At 70.6% G+C, this 19,197-nt stretch carries 15 protein-coding genes and 3 pseudogenes; 7 read left to right on the forward strand and 11 right to left on the reverse strand.

The genetic code is table 11. The features are described from left to right. The first annotated feature begins 40 nt into the window (after positions 1-40). Positions 41-3,421, forward strand: coding sequence for a hypothetical protein (locus C1J00_RS18895; protein WP_102910254.1), 3,381 nt, complete (start codon positions 41-43; stop codon positions 3,419-3,421). A gap of 79 nt (positions 3,422-3,500) precedes the next feature. On the opposite strand, the gene C1J00_RS44675 is transcribed toward C1J00_RS18895, so the two are convergent. Both C1J00_RS44675 and C1J00_RS18900 read right to left on the reverse strand, forming a co-directional pair. Then, the gene (locus C1J00_RS44675) at positions 3,501-3,740 is read right to left on the reverse strand and encodes a hypothetical protein (protein ID WP_180989603.1); all 240 of its coding nucleotides are present in this window, start codon (positions 3,738-3,740) and stop codon (positions 3,501-3,503) included. Positions 3,741-4,072: 332 nt separating this feature from the next. Further along, positions 4,073-4,669: a dihydrofolate reductase family protein gene (locus tag C1J00_RS18900; protein ID WP_102910255.1), complete on the reverse strand. Its 597-nt coding sequence runs from the start codon at positions 4,667-4,669 to the stop codon at positions 4,073-4,075. A gap of 411 nt (positions 4,670-5,080) precedes the next feature. Here C1J00_RS18900 and C1J00_RS46825 point away from each other — a divergent pair, with 411 nt between their 5' ends. Continuing rightward, the gene (locus C1J00_RS46825) at positions 5,081-6,436 is read left to right on the forward strand and encodes a transposase family protein (RefSeq protein ID WP_245936400.1); all 1,356 of its coding nucleotides are present in this window, start codon (positions 5,081-5,083) and stop codon (positions 6,434-6,436) included. Between the two features lie 2 nt (positions 6,437-6,438). Here C1J00_RS46825 and C1J00_RS18915 read toward each other — a convergent pair whose 3' ends face one another. Together C1J00_RS18915 and C1J00_RS18920 are read right to left on the reverse strand one after the other, a co-directional pair. After that, a complete protein-coding gene (locus tag C1J00_RS18915) occupies positions 6,439-6,828 on the reverse strand; it encodes a hypothetical protein (RefSeq protein ID WP_146046210.1) in 390 nt (129 codons plus the stop codon). A gap of 242 nt (positions 6,829-7,070) precedes the next feature. Then, the gene (locus C1J00_RS18920; protein ID WP_102910257.1) at positions 7,071-7,694 is read right to left on the reverse strand and encodes a mycothiol-dependent nitroreductase Rv2466c family protein; all 624 of its coding nucleotides are present in this window, start codon (positions 7,692-7,694) and stop codon (positions 7,071-7,073) included. Positions 7,695-7,733: 39 nt separating this feature from the next. Here C1J00_RS18920 and C1J00_RS18925 point away from each other — a divergent pair, with 39 nt between their 5' ends. The 3 genes and pseudogenes from C1J00_RS18925 to C1J00_RS18935 form a co-directional block, all read left to right on the forward strand. Further along, positions 7,734-8,234 (forward strand): MarR family winged helix-turn-helix transcriptional regulator, encoded by a 501-nt coding sequence (locus tag C1J00_RS18925; protein ID WP_102910258.1) that lies wholly within the window; start codon positions 7,734-7,736, stop codon positions 8,232-8,234. Positions 8,235-8,440: 206 nt separating this feature from the next. Continuing rightward, on the forward strand, positions 8,441-9,085 hold the full coding sequence (locus tag C1J00_RS18930; protein ID WP_102910259.1) for a LysE family translocator: 645 nt from the start codon (positions 8,441-8,443) through the stop codon (positions 9,083-9,085). Between the two features lie 66 nt (positions 9,086-9,151). Then, positions 9,152-9,478, forward strand: a pseudogene (locus C1J00_RS18935) (IS30 family transposase); the annotation flags it as partial. A 103-nt stretch (positions 9,479-9,581) separates the two neighbouring features. Here C1J00_RS18935 and C1J00_RS18940 read toward each other — a convergent pair. Further along, on the reverse strand, positions 9,582-11,789 hold the full coding sequence (locus C1J00_RS18940; RefSeq protein ID WP_102910260.1) for an MFS transporter: 2,208 nt from the start codon (positions 11,787-11,789) through the stop codon (positions 9,582-9,584). Between the two features lie 146 nt (positions 11,790-11,935). Between C1J00_RS18940 and C1J00_RS18945 the strand changes: the two genes are divergently transcribed. Together C1J00_RS18945 and C1J00_RS18950 are read left to right on the forward strand one after the other, a co-directional pair. After that, positions 11,936-15,250 (forward strand): AfsR/SARP family transcriptional regulator, encoded by a 3,315-nt coding sequence (locus tag C1J00_RS18945; protein WP_102910261.1) that lies wholly within the window; start codon positions 11,936-11,938, stop codon positions 15,248-15,250. 120 nt (positions 15,251-15,370) lie between these two features. Next, a pseudogene (locus C1J00_RS18950) lies at positions 15,371-15,667 on the forward strand (transposase); the annotation flags it as partial. A gap of 504 nt (positions 15,668-16,171) precedes the next feature. Here C1J00_RS18950 and C1J00_RS18955 read toward each other — a convergent pair. From C1J00_RS18955 to C1J00_RS46835, 6 genes and pseudogenes are all read right to left on the reverse strand, one after another. Continuing rightward, positions 16,172-16,789, reverse strand: a complete 618-nt coding sequence (locus C1J00_RS18955) for an NUDIX hydrolase (protein ID WP_102910262.1) — start codon at positions 16,787-16,789, stop codon at positions 16,172-16,174. A gap of 402 nt (positions 16,790-17,191) precedes the next feature. Further along, the gene (locus C1J00_RS18960; RefSeq protein ID WP_102910263.1) at positions 17,192-17,500 is read right to left on the reverse strand and encodes an SCO5918 family protein; all 309 of its coding nucleotides are present in this window, start codon (positions 17,498-17,500) and stop codon (positions 17,192-17,194) included. A 50-nt stretch (positions 17,501-17,550) separates the two neighbouring features. Beyond that, the gene (locus C1J00_RS18965) at positions 17,551-17,751 is read right to left on the reverse strand and encodes a hypothetical protein (protein ID WP_439333413.1); all 201 of its coding nucleotides are present in this window, start codon (positions 17,749-17,751) and stop codon (positions 17,551-17,553) included. Between the two features lie 16 nt (positions 17,752-17,767). Beyond that, positions 17,768-18,256 (reverse strand): GNAT family N-acetyltransferase, encoded by a 489-nt coding sequence (locus C1J00_RS18970; RefSeq protein WP_102910264.1) that lies wholly within the window; start codon positions 18,254-18,256, stop codon positions 17,768-17,770. Between the two features lie 120 nt (positions 18,257-18,376). After that, positions 18,377-18,580 carry a cold-shock protein gene (locus tag C1J00_RS18975; RefSeq protein WP_067443276.1) on the reverse strand — a complete coding sequence of 68 codons (204 nt, stop codon included), beginning with the start codon at positions 18,578-18,580 and terminating at the stop codon, positions 18,377-18,379. Between the two features lie 503 nt (positions 18,581-19,083). Continuing rightward, positions 19,084-19,197, reverse strand: a pseudogene (locus C1J00_RS46835) (hemerythrin domain-containing protein); the annotation flags it as partial.

Raw genomic sequence — 19,197 nt, forward strand, 5'->3', positions numbered from 1 at the left:
CCGCAGGCGCCACCCCCGCCCGCCAGGCAGAATCGCCCTCATGCCCCAGCGCGCCGAACACCTGCTCGCAGCCGTCGACCGGCTCTCCTACCCGCACCGCATGCGTGAGCTGGCCTCCGCTGCCCGGTGCGCCGCGGCAGAGGGGGCGGTCGACGAGCTTGTGACCGGGCTCGCCGCCCACGGCGTCCACGGGCGGCGGCTCGCCGCCACCGTGGCGGACATGGTGCGCCACGACGCGTATCTGGAGGGCTGCCTCGCGGACCCCGACCGCCTCGTCCGCGCCCCCGCGATCAGGGCGCTGCAGCAGGGGCGGCTCTCGGACGCCGCCGTGCTCGAGGCCATCGAGGACGCGCCGGCCGCCGTGCGGCAGCAGCTCGTGCACGCCATCGCCGTGGCGGGGCGTACGGGCCTCGCCACGGCGCTGGTCGAGCCGACGTACCGGCGATGGGGCGCCGAGGCCGCCGCGGTACTGCTCGCCTCCTGCACGGCGGAGACCGCCGCCCGGCTGCTGCCCCGCCTGTTCCGCGGACTGAGCTCCTACCGGCTGCTCGCCGCCCGCCATCCCGCTCTGCTGCTCGCCGAGATGGAGCGGCAGCTCGACACCCTCCCCGCCGTCGTACGGGACGGCTGGCTGGCGTCCCACGCGGACGCGCTCGCGCTCCTCGCCGAACGGGATCCGCTCGGCGTGCTGGCTGTGCTCGAGCGTTACGAGACGCTGCCGATGCCCGTGGACCGCAAGCTGCACCTCCTGGTCGAGGCGGATCCCGGCCGCACGGTGCGGCTGCTGCTACGCCCGAAGCTGCGGTCCCGGCTGAACAGCGGCCACCTCGAACCCGCCGTGCTGCGCCGCCTCGTCCGCCACGCCCCGGCGGAACTCACCGACCTCGCCTGCGCCTGGAACGACAACGCAGCCGCTCTCGCCCGGCTGCTGGCCTCCCGCCGCGGCGCCCTGTTCGACGCGGCGATGGAGGGCAAGGACCTCGCCCACGCGGACCTCAGCCCGGCCCTGCTCGACGTACTGCCGTACGAGCGGCGCACTGCCGAGGCTCGGCGGACAGCGACGCTGGCCCGCGGCAGGGGCGCGCACTGGACGCGGATACTGACGGCAGCCGCCTATCTGCCGCCGGACGAGGTCCGTGACGACCTTCTCACCGCCGTCCGCCGCTCCGCCGCGGACGACCGCGCCACGGCGTACCCACTGCTCGTCCGCAACGCGGCACGCTCCCGCGACCCACGGGAAGTGAGCCGGTTGCTGCGTGCGCTGCTGCGGCTGCGCAATGAACAGGACCCAGTCCGCAGCGCCGCCCTCTCCGCACTGGCGGAGGTGCGCCCTTCGCTGTTCGCGGAGGACGCCGCCGAGGACCTCGGACGAATCGCCATCGACGCCGTCGAAGCCCGCGACTCCTCCTGGAGCACCCGTCACGCGCTCAGCACGCTCGCCCTGTCCGTGCTGCGCGAGCACGCCGTCACGGGCGGCAGGCGGCTCATGGGCTGGGCCCTCGACACCCTCACCCGGCTGTCCGGCCACACCGGCGGCGCGAACGTCGGCCGCCTCGACGTCGTGCTGCGGCGCGGCCAGGAGTACGAGGTGCTGGCGGCGCTACGGCCGTGGCTGGAGGCCGCCACCGACAAGGCCGACTACTCGCTCGTCTTCGCCCTCGTACGGGCACTCGGGCGGCGCGCGTGGGGGATGGCCGAACTCCAGGAGTACCTGTGGCAGGCCGTCCAGTTCGGAAACGACGCGTCCGTCCGCACCGCCGTCGACCTCTGGCTGGAGCAACCGAAGGGGCGCGACGAGCGGGTGGAGCGGATCGTGCGGCTGGAGCCGTCCGCCGCCGTCCTGCCGTCCGCTCTGAGAGTCCTGACGGGGCGGCGTACGGACCTACTCGACCCGGTGCTGGCGGACACCCCACCGTACGGCCGCTTCCTGACCGCCCGCAGCCACTGGACGCCACCCACCTACCGGGCCCACCGCTGGGTGCCGCGCCAGCAGCGGGCGGCGGCGGAGCTGCTCGCGCGCACGGCGGGCGACGCGGGGCAACCGGTGCATGTGCGCGTCCAGGCCCTCTCGGCGGCGGCAGTGATCCCGGAGGCGGGCCTGGAAGTCGTCCGCCGCTACACGGGATCGTCGAACGTCCCGCTGGCGGAGGCGGCCCTCGGCGCACTGCCGTGGACCGACCGCCCCGACGAGGTGCTGCCGCTGCTGCTGGAGCACGCGGGCGGCGACCGCGCCCGGGTCGCGGTCCACGCGGCGACGCGGGCCGCGCACTACGTCGCGCCGTCGCGGCTCGCCATGGAGCTCCGCAGGCTGCTCACGCCGAAGGACCCGCGGACGGTGAAGGTCACCAGCCGCAAGGAGGCGGTGCGCCTCGCGGCGACGATGCTGCCCCCGGCGCAGGCGGCGCCGCTGCTGCGGGAGGCGTTCGAGCTGCCCGGGCAGCACCACGACGTGCAGTCGGTGTGCGTCGCGTTTGCCCAGGGGATGCTGGCGGAGCCGGCCGGCTGGCCCGTGCTGGAGTCGGCCGCGCAGGGACGCACGGAGCTCCGCCGGGAGCTGGCACGGGCGGCCGTGGCCGAGGTGGACGAGGAGCATCGGGCCAGGTACGCAGGGCTGCTGCATCGCGCCTGCGAGCCGCTCGAACCGGAAACGGCTGCGGCGCTGTTCCCAGCACTGGCGGAATGGGCGCCGTGGCATCCGGAGATCGCCGAGATGCTGGTGGCCGCCACCACGGATCTTGTCGATCGGGCGGTGTGGGCGATGGCCGGGCAGGAGCTGGTGGAGTTCGCGGCGGACGACGACGGCCCGTACCTTCGGGCCCTGCGGGCGATGCTGGAAGCCACAGGAGACCCGGACCAGCCCGACGCCGAGCCCGAACGCGACCAGCCGGCCCGGCAGCGGGCCGCGAGCCTGCTGCACCACCTCCTGCTCCACCATCGCTACCGGGGCGGGGGCCGGCCGACGGCGGACGTGCTGCTGCGCGCCGCCGACACCGCCGCCGGGCACGAGGATTTCGCGGGCTCCGTCGCCGAACTCCGGCTGTATGCCCTCGAACTGAACAAGGACGCCATCGCGCTGTCGTCGGGCCTGCGCCGATTGGCTGCCGACTGCGAAGGACGTCCGCTGCTCGCCCGGGACATCGCCGAAGGGCTCAGCTCGCGGCTCAGCGCGATCAGCGGCCCCGCGCCAGACGCGTGGTTGGAGACCGCCCGCACGCTGGGTGCGGAACCGGGCCTGGCCCAGGGCCTGTTCGCCGTCAGGCTCACCGTCTCCGGCGGCAGCCGTTCTCGGTGGACGGAGCCGTGGCGCGGCCAGCTCCGCACCCTGCGCCGGCACGCACACCCCGACGTCCGCGGGTCGGCACGCGGGACGGTGACTGCACGGGAGGCGCCGCCGTCGGTCCCAGGGACGATCCAGTGGTGACCGGGGCCCGCGCGGTGGCGCCGGCCGGTGGCCGCCAGACCCTGATCGCCCCTGCTGCAGGCGGTCGAGTCCCGTCAGCTCAGCCCTGCCGCGTCCACTGACTGACCGCGCGCTGCGCCCGCATCTGCCGGACTGTCATGTGCCGTGCGGCGTTCGCAGTACGCCTGGGTGCACGGGTCGTGGCGCAGCCGAGTGAACACAATGCGGTGATCTGCTCGATGCGCTGGGCCAGCAGGCTCAGGGTGATGCGGGTGGCCTGGGCCACGGCCTCCTCATCACCCCCGGCGTCGTCGCCGTCGCGCGGGCTGAGAACTCCCAAAAAATGCGTTGGACTTTGCAGAGGTGAAGGCAAGACCTGGTCGGTCGCGAAGAGTTCCCGGTCGGATGCTGCGCGTCGGCCTCAAGATGCGTGGCGTCGCCGTGTCCTTGCTGCGGGTGCTCGAGAGAGGAGAAGCCGAGTACAACGGTGCCGCGCCGGACGCACAGGCCGACCCACTCGGAAGCCGCGCCGGACCGCGCCCGCGGGCTTCTCGTCGCACCCCGCTCTCACACTCCTGTCACCGCCTGCGTCGCCATGCGGCACGGCGGCGCCTGCGTGACCCGTGAGCGCGCCCGCGCCCGGCCTCCACAAGCGCCGCCCGTCCGGAGCGTTCAGCTGCCGACGCGCGTGTAGGTGAGGAACACCGCGCCGCTCTTGAGGACGGTGTGGTCTGCGCGTGTCCAGGTGCGCGGGTCGAAGGCAGCCTTGCGGGAGAACAACGGGATCCCGTCGCCAATGGTCAGCGGGCCGACTTTCAGGATGAGCGTGTCGATCTCGGCGTACAGGGAGCCCGCGAGCTCGGCGCCGCCCAGTAGCCAGATGTCCTTGCCGTCCTGCTGCTTGAGTTCGTGCACGGTCGCCACCGGGTCGTAGGCGACCAATTCGACGGCCGGGTCCGGGCTCTTGGTCAGGGTCCGGGAAAATACCAGGTGCCGCAGGTGGGGGTAGGCGTCGGTGATACCGGCCGCAAGACCGATCTCGTAGCTGCGCCGTCCCTCCAGCACGGTGTCGAAGTGCGTGCCCTCCGCCGTGACGGACAGTGCCTGCCGGGCCTGGACGGGCAGTGTCTCCGGGTACTCGGCCACAAGGTGCTGTATGTAGTCCTCCGGTATGGGCCAGAAGCCGTTGGGACCGGTGGGGTCCCCGCCGTCCGGGCCCGCGATGAAGCCATCGAGCGTGGTGGCGATGTAGTAGACGAGTCTGCGCATGCCGGGTCCTTCCGTTGGTCACGTTGTCGTGCTGTGGCCCGGCACCACCGGGTGGTGTGCCGAGGTGCGAGGCCGCTGAGCGATCAGGTGCCCGTCCAACCGACGCGAGCACTGTGCCGTCAGAACTCGTCACCGTTCGCCCGCCCGCCTGTCGGCCGGGGCGGCCGTCGGGGAAGACCGGAAGAGACCGGAACACGTCACGCGCGGGCGGCGATGAGCCGGCGGCGGGTGCGAACGCCGGGTTCAGTGAACCTCCGCCAACTCGAAGTCGCAGGTCAAAGGGCTGGTGTGACTGGTTCTCGGGGTGCTTACGCTGGTCGTGGGCGACTGTCTGAGGAGTAGATCGTCCGTCAGGAGGCGACTTGCCGGTTCCTGCCTTCTGGGGCCGGGGCGCCTTCTACGATCCGGTGTATGGATCCCGAACTGCTGGAACGGATCACCGCGCGGCGTGCGGAGCTGGACGAACTCGAAGAACGGCTGGCCAAGGAGTTGGCGGAGGTACGGGCTGAGCGGGACGAACTCGCTGTGGCCGAAAGGGTCCTTGAACGGGTGAGTGAACAGCTTGCCGACGAGCGCGCCTCGGCCGCGCCAGCGCCTGGGCACGTGGGTGGTCGCGCGGTGATGCTGATTCCGCACCGCGCGCCGGACGTGGAGGAGAACGCGCTCCCGCCGGACTACCAGCGCATTCTCGCCGTCGTGCGGCAGACCGCCGGACCGGTCATGACCCGGCAGGTCGGCGAGACGCTGGGGGTGGACGTCAGCGTGCGGTCCAAGCTGGAACCGCTGCGAGGGAAGCTGGTCAGGCTGACAGACCGCGGCTGGCTGCGGAAAATGCCCGACGGCCGGTTCACCACCCGCCTATATCCAAGCACGCCACTACTTGGCGGTGTTTTCGGGCGTAACCGGGGTGCCCCCGGCTGCCGTTGGGGCGGTGTGACGAGAACCCATGAGCGCGCCGAGGACACCTGCCCGCTTGTCTACCAGTGCCGTCTGCCGCTGTCCACGCGCACCGTCAACCACCTCGCCGATCTGTTGCGACGCCACTTGAAGGCGATTCGGTCCAGGTGGCGGGCCCTGCCGCCCGGGAGGATCGCGGTGATCGTCCTGGCCGTACTGCGTCACGACCAGCGCTTGGCCGATCTGGCCGGCGGCAACAACGTGTCCGAGTCCACCGTCCGCCGCTGGCGCGACGAACTGATCGGACTGCTCGCCTCCCAGGCGCCGCGCCTGCACCGCGCCCTGAAGAAGATCGCCAAACGGGGCGGGGAGGTGGTCCTGATCGACGGCACCCTCATCCGCACCCAGCGCCGCACCGGGAGAGCCGACCGGCGGAACTACTCCGGCAAGCACCGCAGCCATGGCCTGCACTTCCTCGCCCTGACCGACGAGAGAGGCCGCCTGATCTGGATATCCGCCGCCCGACCCGGCTCCACCCACGACATCACCGCCGCCCGACACGACCACATCCTGGCCCACCTGCGCGCCACCGGTCTCGGGGCGCTGGCGGACCTCGGCTTCCGCGGTCTGGACAACGACATTCATGACCCCGTGATCGTCACCGGCTTCGCCGCCACCCGCGCCCACAAGCTCACCCCGGGCCAGAAGGAAGCCAACCGTGTCCTCGCCGTCGGCCGTGCACCGGTCGAGCACGGCTTCGCCCACCTCAAGAACTGGCGGATCCTGACCAAGCTCCGTACCGATCCCGCCCGCGCCACCCGCCTCCTGCGTGCACTGATTGTTCTGACGAACCTCGAAGTCAACCGCTGAGGTCAGTAGGTATTCGTGTACCAGATCGCGCCACCGAGGAAAATCGGAAGAGTGAACGCTATCTGCAGCATCCAGGGAACACCTGGCCCCTCGTCATCAGGCTTGCCCGGGTTCTCCGCACGCCACGTCATGAAGTCGCGCATCGCCTTCCAGTGGCCCACGACCCCCAGGGCGATGCCCAGGATTACCCCACAGTAGGCGGGAAGCATCTCGTGCAGAGACCAGTCATGGTTGGCGCTGAAGGCCATGATCGCCAAAAACCCTGCCACCGGACCGCATGACACCCAGATCTTCTGCCGCCGGTTCACCATCCCGGGGAACATCGCGGCGAGATACAAAGCCACACTGACCGTGGCGAACAGCCACCACAGCGGAGAGGACTTCTCCGGCATCAAAACCCTTTCAACGACCCTCGCGACCGTGGCCCGAAGGTTCACCACCTCGCCCGCAACGGCTACCTGTCCGACCGTTCCCGCAGCTCAAGCCCCACGGGGCAACCCTAGCTGCCCGCCGACGACGAAAATCAGGGGCCGTCGGACGATCTACTCCTCAGACAGTCGCCCACGACCAGCGTGAGCACCCCGAGAACCAGTCACACCAGCCCTATGACCTGCGGCTTCAAGTTGGCGGAGGCTCAGTGGACTTCGAGTGCACCGCGTCCTCGCTTGAGCTCGGCGAATGCTCCCGTCCCGGCCAGGGTCCGAGTGGCCTGGAACAGCCGGATCGCCTCCTCACCTTTGGGTATGGAGGTGAGGACGGGGCCGAAGAAGCCGACGCCGTCCACGGTGACGACGGGGGTGCCGGCCTCTTCGCCGACCGCTTCCTGTCCGGCCTGGTGACTGGCGCGCAGGGCGGCGTCGAATGCGTCGCTGTGCGCGGCCTTGGCCAGGGACGCGGGCAGCCCCAGCTCGTCGAGGGACGCGGTGATGACCGCGTCGTAGTCCTTGTTGCGCTCCACGTGGATGCGGCTGCCGAGCGCGGTGTAGAGCTCGCGCAGGACGGTGTTGCCGTGGAGGGCTTCGGCGGCCGCGCACACCCGGGCCGGGCCCCAGGCTCGGTCGTTGAACTCGCGGTACCAAGGCTCGAGTTCGCGATGCTCGTTGAGCACGGACAGGCTCATGATCTGGAAGCGCAGGTCGATCGGGTGAAGTCGTTCGACTTCGAGCAGCCACCGGGAGGTGACCCAGGCGAAGGGGCAGGCGGCATCGAAGTAGAGGACGACCGGTATGACGGCACGAGGAACAAGCTCATCTTCCATGGAAGGTAAATTATCATCCGTGGAAGATATAGTGAAGGTATGCAGACCGACGCCGTCACCGCCATCGTCGAACAGTGGAAACGCGAGCGCCCCGATCTGGACGCGGCACCGATGCTCGTCCTCGGCAGGCTCCTCCGCCTCACAGACGCACTGGACCAACGGCTGCGCCCGCCCTTCCAGGCCGCGGGCCTGGGCGGCGGTGACTTCGACGTACTGGCGGCGCTCCGGCGTTCAGGGAAGCCCTACACGCTGTCCGCAGGTGAGCTCAGCCGCACCGTCCTGGTCACCACCGGCGCGATCAGCAAGCGGGTCGACCGGCTCCAAGCCCGTGGCCTGGTCAGCAGATCCGTCGCCGAGAGCGATTCGCGCGGACGCCTCATCACCCTCACCGCCGAGGGCGTCGAACTGACCGACGAACTCATCGCCGTCCACCTGGACAACCAGCGTCGGCTCCTCTCCGGGCTCAGCACAGACGAACAGACTCAGCTCGCCGACCTCCTCGAACGACTCGCTTCAACACTGGCCGAAAGTGACGGCTAGGCTGACAGAACGTCCGCGCGGCCGGCCCTGCCCGGATGCTCTTCGAGCCGACGGCGCCGAAACCCTGCCGGACGATCGACTCCGCAGACTGCCGCCCACAACCAGCATGAGCGCCCCGAGAGCCGGTCACACCAGCCCTGTGTCCTAGTAGTGCTTCGTTAGGTTGTGGTTCTCAGGTACCCGACGAACGTCCTGGAGGTTGACCGGTGATCACTCTGACCGCAGTCGGAGGAGTGGCCCTGATCGAACTGGGCATGGCGCTGACCCCCGGGCCGAACATGATCCACCTCGCATCTCGTGCGATCACCCAAGGCCGCAGGGCGGGCTTTGTCAGCCTCAGTGGGACTGCCGTGGGGTTCGTGTGCTATCTGCTGGCTGCGGCCGCGGGCCTGTCTGCGTTGTTCGCCGCCGTCCCGGTGGCGTTCACGGTGGTGAAGGTTGCCGGGGCCGCCTACCTGGCTTACCTCGCATGGGACATGCTCAAGCCCGGCGGTCGCTCGCCCTTCGCCCCGGCCCAAGACCTGCCTCCGGTCTCCGACGCCCGCCTGTTCACGATGGGGCTGCTGACCAACCTGCTCAACCCCAAGATCGCTCTCATGTATGCCGCCCTACTGCCCCAGTTCCTGGACCCGCAGGCAGGCCCGGCCTGGGGACAACTGCTCCAACTCGGTGGTGTGCAGATCGTCGTGGGAATCTTCGTGAACGCTCTGATCATGCTGGGCGCAGCGCGGGTGTCGGGGTTTCTGGCCGCCCGGCCCCGCGCCATGACCGTCCAACGGTTCACGGCAGGCGGCCTGCTCGGCGCCTTCGCGCTGCGCACCGCCTTGTCCCGCAGTGCTGTCTCCACCTGAACCGGGATCGGTGGCGCGATCTGAGTCGTGAAACTCGCCAGCCGCCACACCACCGTGGCCGTTCCCGCTCTGGCCGAAACCTACCAGCGCATGGACCCCCGACTACGCAGCACGCTGACCTGGGATCGCGGCATGGAACTGGCAGGCCACAAGCGGTTCACCGCCGACACCGGCGTCGACGTGTTCTTCGCAGCCCCGCGTAGCCCTTGGCAACGTGGCACCAACGAGAACACCAACAGGCTGCTCCGGCAGTACCTGCCCAAGGGCACGAACCTGTCGACGTTCAGCCAAGACGATCTTGATGCCATCGCGACGAAACTCAACAACCGTCCGCGCAAGTGCCTGGGATTCCGCACACCAGCCGAGAGTGTTGCCTTGACCCGTTGCATCTAAGGGGACGGATCTCCGCGACCATGCGTACCGCGCGCTCACAAAGCTCGGGCGGGTAGGGGGACGGACGTGCCATGGCTCGATCCTCTCAGGAATCGAGCCTCCATCAGACCCGGAGCGGTTCAACCGGATCGTCCTGCGGGGGCGGGGTGCCGCCCACCTTGCGCAGCAGGGTCACCGCGAGGACCGCCGTGACGGCGATGAGCGTGGCGCAGACGACACCGACCACGTTGAGCCCGGCGGTGTACGCCTCGCGCGCCGCCGCGAGCACCTGGTCGCGCAGGTCCGCGGGAAGTTCCTGGGCGGCGACGATCGCGCCCTCCATGCCGCCGCGCACCGTCTCCGCCTGTTCGGCCGGAACTCCCTGCGGGACGGTGATGTCTCCGCGGTAGAGCGCGGTGCCCAGGCTGCCGAACGCCGCCACGCCGAGCGACACCCCGAACTCGCCGCTCGTCTCGGACAGGGAGGCCGCGGAACCTCCCTTCTCCGGGGGTGCCGAGCTGACCACGAGGTTGGTGCCCAGGGCGCCGATCGGTCCTGTGCCGAAGAAGGCGATCACGAAGCCGGTGATCAGCAGCGGGAGTCCGCCCACCGGGTCGACGAACGCGACCAGGAGGTAGCCGACGGTCGTCAGGGCGAGACCACTGCCGATCACCACTCCCATGGGCAGCCTCTTGGTCAGACCGGGAGCGATCAGCGCCGCCACGATCGACGCGAGCGCCGAGGGCACCATCCACATGCCGGCGGCGGTGGGCGACAGGCCCTCGACCATCTGCAGGAACCCGGTGATGAACAGGTAGCTGCCGCCCATGGTGGCCATCGCCAGCATCAGCACGAGCAACGACGAGGTGAAGGCCCCGGAGCGGAACAGGCGCAGGTCGAGCAGCGGGTGCGCCAGCCGGGTCTGCCTGCGGACGAACACCGCGCCGACGGCCACGCCGGCCGCGATCACCAGCAGGGAGAGCGGCTGCCAGCCGTAGCGGGCGATCTCCTTGAGGCCGAAGATGATCGGCAGGATGGTGGCCAGCGACAGTGCGACGCTGACCAGGTCCAGCCTGCCGCCGTCGGGGTCACGGTACTCGGGCAGCAGGACGGGGCCGGCGACCAGCAGGATGATCATGACGGGCACGCCGAGCAGGAAGACCGAGCCCCACCAGAACTGGTCCAGCATCACGCCGCCGATCATGGGGCCGAGCGCGGTGCCGCCCATGAAGCAGCTGGCCCACACCGCGATGGCCCGGCCGCGCTGGCCCGGGTCCTGGAACATGTTGCTGATCAGGGCGAGCGTGGAGGGCATCAGCGTGGCCGCGGCGACACCCAGCAGCGCCCGGGTGGCGATCAGCATCTCCGCGCTGGTGGAGTAGGCCGCCAGGAGCGAAGTGGCACCGACGAGCGCGGCGCCGATCAGCAGCAGCTTGCGCCGGCCGATGCGGTCGCCGAGCGTTCCCATGGTGACCAGGAAACCGGCGATCATGAAGCCGTAGATGTCCATGATCCACAGTGTCTGGGTGCCGGTGGGGTGCAGGGATTCCGCCAGGTGCGGCAGCGCGAGGAACAGCACGCTCTGGTCGAGCGCCAGCAGCAGCGTGGGCAGGGCGAGCACGGCCAGACCCAGCCACTCGCGGGTTCCCGCCTTCGCCGGCGCCGCCGGGGAGACATGAGATGACATGGGTGTCCTTCCAGGGTCGGGGCGATGTGGTGCGGACCACGGGAACGGTGATGGGAGCCTCAGCCGGGATAGGGGCCGCACGGCCCGCGCGTCGCGCAGTGTGCGTCCCCACCACGTCAGCTGGTCGAGCATCGTCTTGGCGGCGGTCTCGCACTCCGTCGCGTTCACCGGCCGGCCCTCGTCGTCGAAGCGCGTGCGGTACTCGGGGAAGGCGACGGAGTCCCGCACCGTCACCGAGTGCAGCCCGGGGAACACGTCCCGCAGGTGGGCGACGGCGCGCAGACCGCCGGTGATGCCTCCGTAGGAGACGAACCCGACCGGCTTGGCCTTCCACTCGTCGACGTACCAGTCGATGGCGTTCTTCAGCGAGGCGGGGAAGCTGTGGTTGTACTCCGGCGTCACGATGATGAACGCGTCGGCGCGGGACAGCCACGGCGCCAGGTCCTGGACGGCGGCGGGCCGCTCCGCGTGCTCGTCCGCCGGCAGCACCTCGGGCAGCCACGCTGTCGCCAGGTCGATCACGTCGACGGCGAGGTCCTCGCGCCTGGCGGCCTCGTCGGCGATCCAACGCGCCGCCGTGGGACCGAAACGGCCGTTTCGGACACTGCCGATGATGACGGACACCCGCAGTGTGGGCTCCGGCATGGTCCCCTCCGTGTGCTCGGCTCCTCGGTCGTCACCGTGCCCGACACCACCCCCGGTCCGATCCCGGTCCGCTCTCGGTCGCTCTCGGCCGCTCTTCACTCGGGATCGTCCTGTCGCGGACCGCCCCCTTCGGCTAGCGTGATCACATGCGTTTCGGGGTGCTCGGCCCGCTTGCGGTGTGGACGGCCCAGGGCCGGCAGGTGCGGGTGCCGGAGCTGAAGGTTCGTGCTCTGCTCACCGCTTTGCTGGTCCACCGCGGTCGGCCCGTGTCCGTGGACCGGCTGATCGACGACCTGTGGGGCGAGAATCTGCCGAACAACCCCGTGGGTGTGCTGCAGAACAAGGTGTGGCAGTTACGCCGGGCACTGGAGGACGCCGCGCCCGGCGGCCGGGAACTGGTGGTCTCCCGCGCTCCCGGCTACGAGCTTCGGGTTCCGTCCGGTGCCGTCGACGCCGACCGCTTCACCGACCTGACGGCCCGCGCCCGGCGGAGCACCGATCCCCGCGCCCGGACGAAGCTGCTGACCGAGGCGCTGGCCCTGTGGCGGGGTGCGGCGTTCGCCGACTTCGTCGACGAGGAGTTCGCCCGGAACGCGGCCGGCCGGCTCGAGGAGCAGCGTCTGACGGCCCTGGAGGAACAGGCCGAGACCCGGCTGGAACTCGGCGAACACGCCTTGGTCGCCGACGAGCTGGCGGACCTGGTGGCCCTGCATCCGCTGCGCGAACGGCTGCGTACGGCCCACATCCGGGCGCTGTATCTCGCGGGCCGGCAGAGCGCCGCCCTCACCAGCTACGCCGAACTGCGCGAGCGGCTCGCCGAGGACCTGGGCGTCGACCCGTCGCCCGAGCTGGCGTCGCTGCACCAGGCCATCCTCACGCAGAGCCCCGGCCTGGCGGCCGTGCCGTCGCCGAGCACCACCGCGGCCCGCCCGCCGACGAACCTGCCCGCCCCGCCCGTCGATCTCATCGGCCGGGACGCGCTCGTCGAGCGACTGCGTGAACTCGTCGACCGGCACCGGCTGGTGACCCTGACCGGGTCCGGCGGCGTGGGCAAGACCCGGCTGGCCCTGGCGACCGCGGCCGGACTCGGCCCGGTCTTCCCCGGCGGCGTCCGCCTTGCGGAGTTCGCCTCCCTCGACCGCTCCCCCACGTCGGCCACCGAGGTGCACCAGGTGGTCGAGGCCGTGCTCGGCGTGCGCGACGACATCACCTCCCGCACCGCCCCGGACGGCGACCCGCTGTCCTCCACCGCTCGGGTGGTGCACGCCCTTGGCGACGAGCGAACCCTGCTGGTCCTCGACAACTGCGAGCATGTCGTCGAGCCCGTCGCCGAGTTGGCGGCAAGGCTGCTGAAGGCGGCGCCCCGGCTGCATCTCATGACGACCAGTCAGACCCCGCTCAACGTCGGCGGGGAGCAGCTCGTGGAGGTGCCTCCACTGGCCCTGCCGCAGTCCGCCGCCGGACTGAGCACCGAGGACGTGCTGCGGTTCAGCGCCGTGGAACTGTTCGCGGCGCGGGCAAGCGCCGCGGCTCCCCGTTTCCGGCTGAGCGAGGAGACCATCGGCCTCGTGGTCTCCATCTGCCGGCGCCTCGACGGCATTCCCCTCGCCCTGGAGATGGCGGCCACCCGGGTGCGCGCTCTGGGTGTGCAGGAGCTGGCCGCCCGCCTCGACGACCGGTTCACGGTCCTGGCCGCCGGGACCCGGGACGCCCCGGCACGCCACCGTACGCTGCGCGCGGTCATCGACTGGAGCTGCGACCTGCTCGGCACGCGGGAGCGCGCCGTCCTGCACCGCCTGGCCGTGCACGCCGACGGCTGTTCCCTCGCGGCGGCGGAGGAGCTGTGCGCGGGTCCCGGCGTGGACCGCGCGGAGGTCCTCGACCTGCTGGCCCGCCTGGTGGACTGCTCCCTGGTGGTCATGACCGACGGGGTCGACGGGCCGCGTTACCGGCTGCTGGAGTCGGTCACGGCGTACTGCCTGGAGCAGTTGCGCGAGGCCGGTGACCTGGAGGCCCTGCAGGTGCGCCACCGCGCCTACTACACCTCCGTCGCCGAGCGCGCCAGACCGCATCTGCGCGGTCACGGGCAGCGGGAGTGGCTGCGCCGCCTCGACGCCGAGACGGCGAACCTGCGCACGGCACTGGAGAGCGCCGTGCACAGCGAGGACGGCGAGGGGGCCCTGCGGCTGGTCAACGCCCTGGCGTGGTACTGGCACCTGCGGGGCCGCAACCGCGAGGCGGAACGGTCCCTGGCCACGGCCCTGTCCCTCGTTCCGCGGGCCCCCGCCACCCCGGCGGTCGCCGAGGCGACCGCCTGGCTGGGTGGAACCAGGCTGCTCCTGGGCGGCAGCAAGGACCCGCTGGCCGAGTACCGTGCCGCGCTGCGCCCCTACGAGGAGCTGGACGAGCCTGCCGGCGAGGCGCACGCCCAGTGGTTCCTGGGGTCCAACCTGTACGGCGTAGGAGACCTGACACCCAGTGAGGAGTTGATCGGGCGGGCGTTGATGACCTTCCGCTCGCTGGAGGACCACTGGGGCACCGCGGCGGCGCTGAGCAGCCAGGCCTTCATCGCCAAGCTGCGCGGCGACTTCGGCGCCCTGCGCAGGTACGGCGAGCAGAGCCTGGCGATCTTCCGCGAACTGGGCGACCGGTGGGGGCAGTTGCGTGCCATGGTGCCGTTGCAGACCCTGGCGGAGGTGGTCGGTGACTACCGGCAGGCCGGGCGGCTCCTGCGCGATGGGCTGCGCATGGCGGAGGATCTCGGGCTGTGGCCCGAGGTGTCGTTCCATCTCTCGGGACTGGGCCGGATCTCCCTGCTCACCCGTGACTACGCGATGGCCGGGGAGTACCACGAGCGGGCCAGGCGGCTCGCCGTGGAGCAGTCGGACGACTTCGGCGAGCAGTTCGCCGAGATCGGGCTCGGGATAGGGGCCCGCCGGCAGGGCGATCTGGACACCGCCGAGCATCACATGCGCAACGTGCTCGACGTGCACCGGCGCATGGGCTACCAGCCCGGCGTGCCGTCGCTGATCCTCGCCGAACTGGGGTTCATCGCGGAGTTGCGCGGCGATGTGTGCACCGCCCAGACGTTGCAACGGGACGGCCTGGCGGCGGCGCGGGAGTCGGGTGATCCGCGCGCTGTCGCCCTGGGCCTCGAGGGCCTGGCCGGCGCGGAACTCCTGGCGGGCCGCGCCGAGAGGGCTGCGCGTCTCCTCGGCGCGGCCGCCGCGGCCCGGGCCCGGGTGGGCACTCCCCTGCCCGAGGGTGAGCGCGACGACGTGGACCGGATCGCCTCGGGCGCCCGTGCGCGGCTGGGCGAGGACGGCTTCACGGCCGCTTTCGAGCAGGGCGGGGCGCTGAGTCCCGAGGAGGCCGCACAGCAGCCCCCGGCAGCCCCCGGCCGGCTGACAGGCGTAACCGCGGGCCCGTGCGGCCCGGGGCCCGGCGCCCCGGGCGGTTGAGCCGGACGCCCGGCCCCCGTGAGGCCGGGGAAGTCCCGGTCAGGTCACGCGCATTGCACCCCGTCTGGTACTGCAACGGTGCTTGCTGTGACTGCTGGCCAGGTCAGTCGTGGTGTGGTTATGGGTGGGGACCTTGCTGATGCCAGGCTGTGGGCGAGTGAACTGGACGCTGTGCACGAGCGGTTCGTGCATCGATTCCCCAGGTCAGAGCCGAGGGAGTCGGCTCTGGCGTATATGCGGGGACTGATAGCGCCGCTGCAGCGCAAGAACGGGTGGACCCTGGCGGAGGAGGCCGGTCACGCAGGTCCGGACCGTATCCACCGGATGCTGAACCGGATCGACTGGTACGCCGAAGAGGTCCTCGATGACGTGTGTCAGTACGTGGTCGACAACCTGGGTGACCGGTATGCCGTCCTGTTCGGACGAACTCGATGACAACAGCCCGTACTACCACGCTCTGTGGTGCCGGGACTTTGTCGACACCTCCGTGATCGGCCCGAGCAGTGCCGTTGCCCGGCCCTCGGGTGGGTGGTCGTCATCGTCTCGTCTCCTTCGCTGCCCCGGTCGGGGCGGTCGTTTCGAAGGAGCAGCGTGCAGGGGCACCTCTTACTCGCGGTCCGACAGGGGCCGGTAGCGGGCGTGGACAAAGGGAAACACGGCGGTGGTCGGGGCGGTAGCAGACGTGGGCAAGGGGTCATGGTCGGGCTCGTGGTCGGGCCGACCACACTGGACAGGAGGGCCGGATTTGAACCTTGCAACCCGATTCATCCCACCCGGGCGGGGAGGATTCGAGCCTGAGCGTCACGCTTTTCCCACCCTCGCGGTCACGACTCCCCATGGAGACGGCGAACGGAAGCGGTGCTGGTGTCGTACTCGGCCTTGTGCCGCCGTGGCCGGGTGTACGTGGCCGACCGGGGGAGGCTACCCGCAGTGCCTTCCGGCCCGGGCGTTCTGCAGCTTGTGCGTGAAGCGGTGCATGTGGGGGTCGAGCAGCTCGTCCGACTCCTCGAGCACCTGCTCGTCGGTCAGCCACCGGATCGCGTTGAACTCGTCCTGGTCGTAGGAGGTGATGGTGTCAGCGTCGGCGGTGAGGAGGTACCAGAGCGAGACGTCAGTGTGTGCGCCCTGCCCCCGCGTTTCGGTGACGGTGAGAAAAAGGGGCAGCTCGCCCGTGATCGGCGATGCCGTGGCGTGGATGCCCAGCTCCTCACGGCATTCGCGGACCACCGCGGCCCACGGGTCCTCACCCGGCTCGACGTGTCCGCCGGGCGGCAGCCACAGGCCCGCCTTGCGGTGCGCGACGAGCAACAGCTGACCGCGCGTGTCGTCGAGGACGACGAAGTAGCTCACCAAGTGCATCGCGGGAACATTCGGCTTGCGCACCCGGTAGACCGGGGCTCCGCTGGCGATCCACTGCGCGGCGGTCTTCAGGTGAGTGCGCTCTAGACTGTCCCAGGGTTCGATGGCACCGACCAGCTCCAGAAGTCGGACACGCGGCTGATCGTCATCGTCGGTGAGCGGGCGGCCAGTTGAGGTCATTCGCGCATCCTGTCAGGAGGCACTGACAGGCAACGTCGATACCGGATCAGGCACGCCCACCCACGCACCGCTCCCCCACACGACGACCAAAGACGTCCCGCCCCGCACCACGTCACCGGCTCCCCTCACTCCCGGCGCCGCCCGGTGGCTCTGCCAGCGCCGTGATTGGGTGGTGGGCCGTGGGCGGAGCCTTCCGTCCGTCCACGGCGCCCCTCCCGCACCCGGCGCCCCGGCTGTCGCCGCCCACCGGATCTCCGGTGGGCGAGCATTGTCGACTTCCCGGACTCGGCCGTCCTGCGGGGCAACGGCGACGGGAACCCGCTGCACGCGGTGTGGGCCCGACCGGCGTACCGGTCGGGCCCACACTGCTGATCAGGTGTCGGCTCGTGTCCGTTTACCCGGTCAGGCCGTGGCGGGGGTGCCGAGCATCGCGGAGGCGTGCTGCATCGGGCTGAGCATGTCCAGGGGTGCTTCCTTGGGAACGGCGCGGCAGGTGAAGCCGAGCTGAGCCATGGCCCGCAGGACTTCGGCGGCGCTGAAGTCACGGCGGTCCTGGCGCGTGATGACCTGGCCGACCTGCTTGACGGGGTAGTGGCGGCGGCCGATGATCACCGATTCGCCGGTGACCGGTTCGGGCTTGACGCCCTTCATCGATTCCAGCACGCCGCCCTTGGTGAGCTCGAAGGGGAAGCGGGCGATGACGCAGCGCATGTGGCCTCACAGGGAGAAGGGAAGAACGGTCCGACCAGGGGCGGGGTGTTTCAGCGGGAGAGGGCGAGGACGCCCGGGGCGCTGCCTTGCTCGTCGACCACCGACAGGATACCGAGCCGACGGGTGCGCATCGCGTGCTCGGCTTCGGCCATCGTGGTCACGGGTGAGGCGAACGAACCGTGGTCGCCGAGGATGTCGCGCAGGCGGACACGGTCCGTGTAGTCGGAACTCTGGCGAAGCCGGTGCCCCACCAACCGGCACATCCCGTCATTCCGAGGGAATGCGAAACTCGAATTCGGGACGGTCCCACGGCACGGCGGGCGGGTTCGCGAGCGCGGTCCCGGTTCGCACCGCACCGGCGCGGTGGTAGAAGCCCTCGGCGGGAAGATGCGACACGACCTTGACCCGGTCCAGCCCGGCGGCACGGGCCTCGCCCCGCATGTGCGCGACGAGCCGTAGTCCGATCCCCCGTCCTTGCGCCTCGTCGGCGACGAACAGCAGGTCGAGCTCCGGTGGAGCGAGGACCAGCGAGTAGAACCCGAGGACCCGGTCTCCCTGCTCGTCGGCGCCGACGGCTACGAAGGTGCGGTGGGCCTCGATGTAGTCAGGGCCCACCCTGTAGCCCGCGACTGCGGCCGCGTACTTGCCCTCGTAGGCTCCTGAGCCACGTACGAGCCGTGTGAGCCGTTTGGCGTCCCGCGCGACGGCCCTCCGGATCGTGACCGGCCGGCTGCTCGGGGACGTGCGTGGACTCATGGGGGAGAGTATTTCGCACCGTGGGGTGCCTTCTGCGGCGGGTCGGCTGCTCCGGCACGAGTCCGACAGGCGGTAAGGCCGGCTCCCCGAAGGGAAACCGGCCTTACCGAGGCTGCGGGATCAGGAGGGGCGGATGTTCTCCGCCTGCGGGCCCTTCTGGCCCTGGGTGACGTCGAACGTCACCTTCTGGCCCTCCTGCAGCTCGCGGAAGCCCTGGGCGGCGATGTTGGAGTAGTGGGCGAAGACGTCGGGGCCGCCTCCGTCCTGCTCGATGAAGCCGAATCCCTTCTCGCTGTTGAACCACTTGACAGTGCCGGTGGCCATGACCGTCTCCTTCGAGAGAATGCCGGGCCCGCGACCTGCGCACCCGGAGGTGATCGCCCTGGTCCGGAGCGGCGCTGAACAGCAAGAACGCCCGTGATGGCGATCACGGGCGAACGGGACTTCGGAACCACGACTGCTGATCACAACGCTATACCGGCTCGGCGGCAGCCGCTAGCGGAACACGGCAGAAGCCTGCGCGGCCGTCATGAAGGCCGCGCAGGCGATGGGCACGGGCCGGAGGAGCTCTGGTCCGAACGAGCCGCAGAGCAACCTCTGCCGGACCGACGCAGAGGCGGAGGGTCTCTCACCGCCCTCGGACGGGTGTCCGTCGCGGAGCATGCCGAGCACCGCCCGTTCCACGGGTCCCTGGGTGGCGGTCGACCCGGTCGTCACCGACCGGCTGCACGGGATGGTGCTCGCTCTGCGTGCCGGGGTTCCCGGGCTGACCGTCGACCCGGTCGCATGCCGGGCCGGGAAGCGACAGAGGCCCTCTGGGTCCTGTATCAGCCCTGCTTGCCGCGCCCGCTGAGCATGTCGCGCAGGCGGTCGACCATGCCGGTACCGGGCGCGAGGAGTTTGTTTGCGGGTGGGGTGTCCGGCGCGGAGGGGTGCGGGCG

It is taken from the genome of Streptomyces cahuitamycinicus (genome assembly GCF_002891435.1).
In the GTDB taxonomy this organism is placed as follows: domain Bacteria; phylum Actinomycetota; class Actinomycetes; order Streptomycetales; family Streptomycetaceae; genus Streptomyces; species Streptomyces cahuitamycinicus.

What these genes read in the sequence shown, in the direction of transcription:
- C1J00_RS46825 (WP_245936400.1), top strand. Translation starts at nt 5,081, where the DNA reads ATGGATCCCGAACTGCTGGAACGGATCACCGCGCGGCGTGCGGAGCTG.
- C1J00_RS18970 (WP_102910264.1), bottom strand. Translation starts at nt 18,256, where the DNA reads ATGAGTCCACGCACGTCCCCGAGCAGCCGGCCGGTCACGATCCGGAGG.
- C1J00_RS18975 (WP_067443276.1), bottom strand. Translation starts at nt 18,580, where the DNA reads ATGGCCACCGGCACTGTCAAGTGGTTCAACAGCGAGAAGGGATTCGGC.
- C1J00_RS18955 (WP_102910262.1), bottom strand. Translation starts at nt 16,789, where the DNA reads ATGACCTCAACTGGCCGCCCGCTCACCGACGATGACGATCAGCCGCGT.
- C1J00_RS18925 (WP_102910258.1), top strand. Translation starts at nt 7,734, where the DNA reads ATGCAGACCGACGCCGTCACCGCCATCGTCGAACAGTGGAAACGCGAG.
- C1J00_RS18940 (WP_102910260.1), bottom strand. Translation starts at nt 11,789, where the DNA reads ATGCCGGAGCCCACACTGCGGGTGTCCGTCATCATCGGCAGTGTCCGA.
- C1J00_RS18960 (WP_102910263.1), bottom strand. Translation starts at nt 17,500, where the DNA reads ATGCGCTGCGTCATCGCCCGCTTCCCCTTCGAGCTCACCAAGGGCGGC.
- C1J00_RS18895 (WP_102910254.1), top strand. Translation starts at nt 41, where the DNA reads ATGCCCCAGCGCGCCGAACACCTGCTCGCAGCCGTCGACCGGCTCTCC.
- C1J00_RS18900 (WP_102910255.1), bottom strand. Translation starts at nt 4,669, where the DNA reads ATGCGCAGACTCGTCTACTACATCGCCACCACGCTCGATGGCTTCATC.
- C1J00_RS18915 (WP_146046210.1), bottom strand. Translation starts at nt 6,828, where the DNA reads ATGCCGGAGAAGTCCTCTCCGCTGTGGTGGCTGTTCGCCACGGTCAGT.
- C1J00_RS18920 (WP_102910257.1), bottom strand. Translation starts at nt 7,694, where the DNA reads ATGGAAGATGAGCTTGTTCCTCGTGCCGTCATACCGGTCGTCCTCTAC.
- C1J00_RS18945 (WP_102910261.1), top strand. Translation starts at nt 11,936, where the DNA reads ATGCGTTTCGGGGTGCTCGGCCCGCTTGCGGTGTGGACGGCCCAGGGC.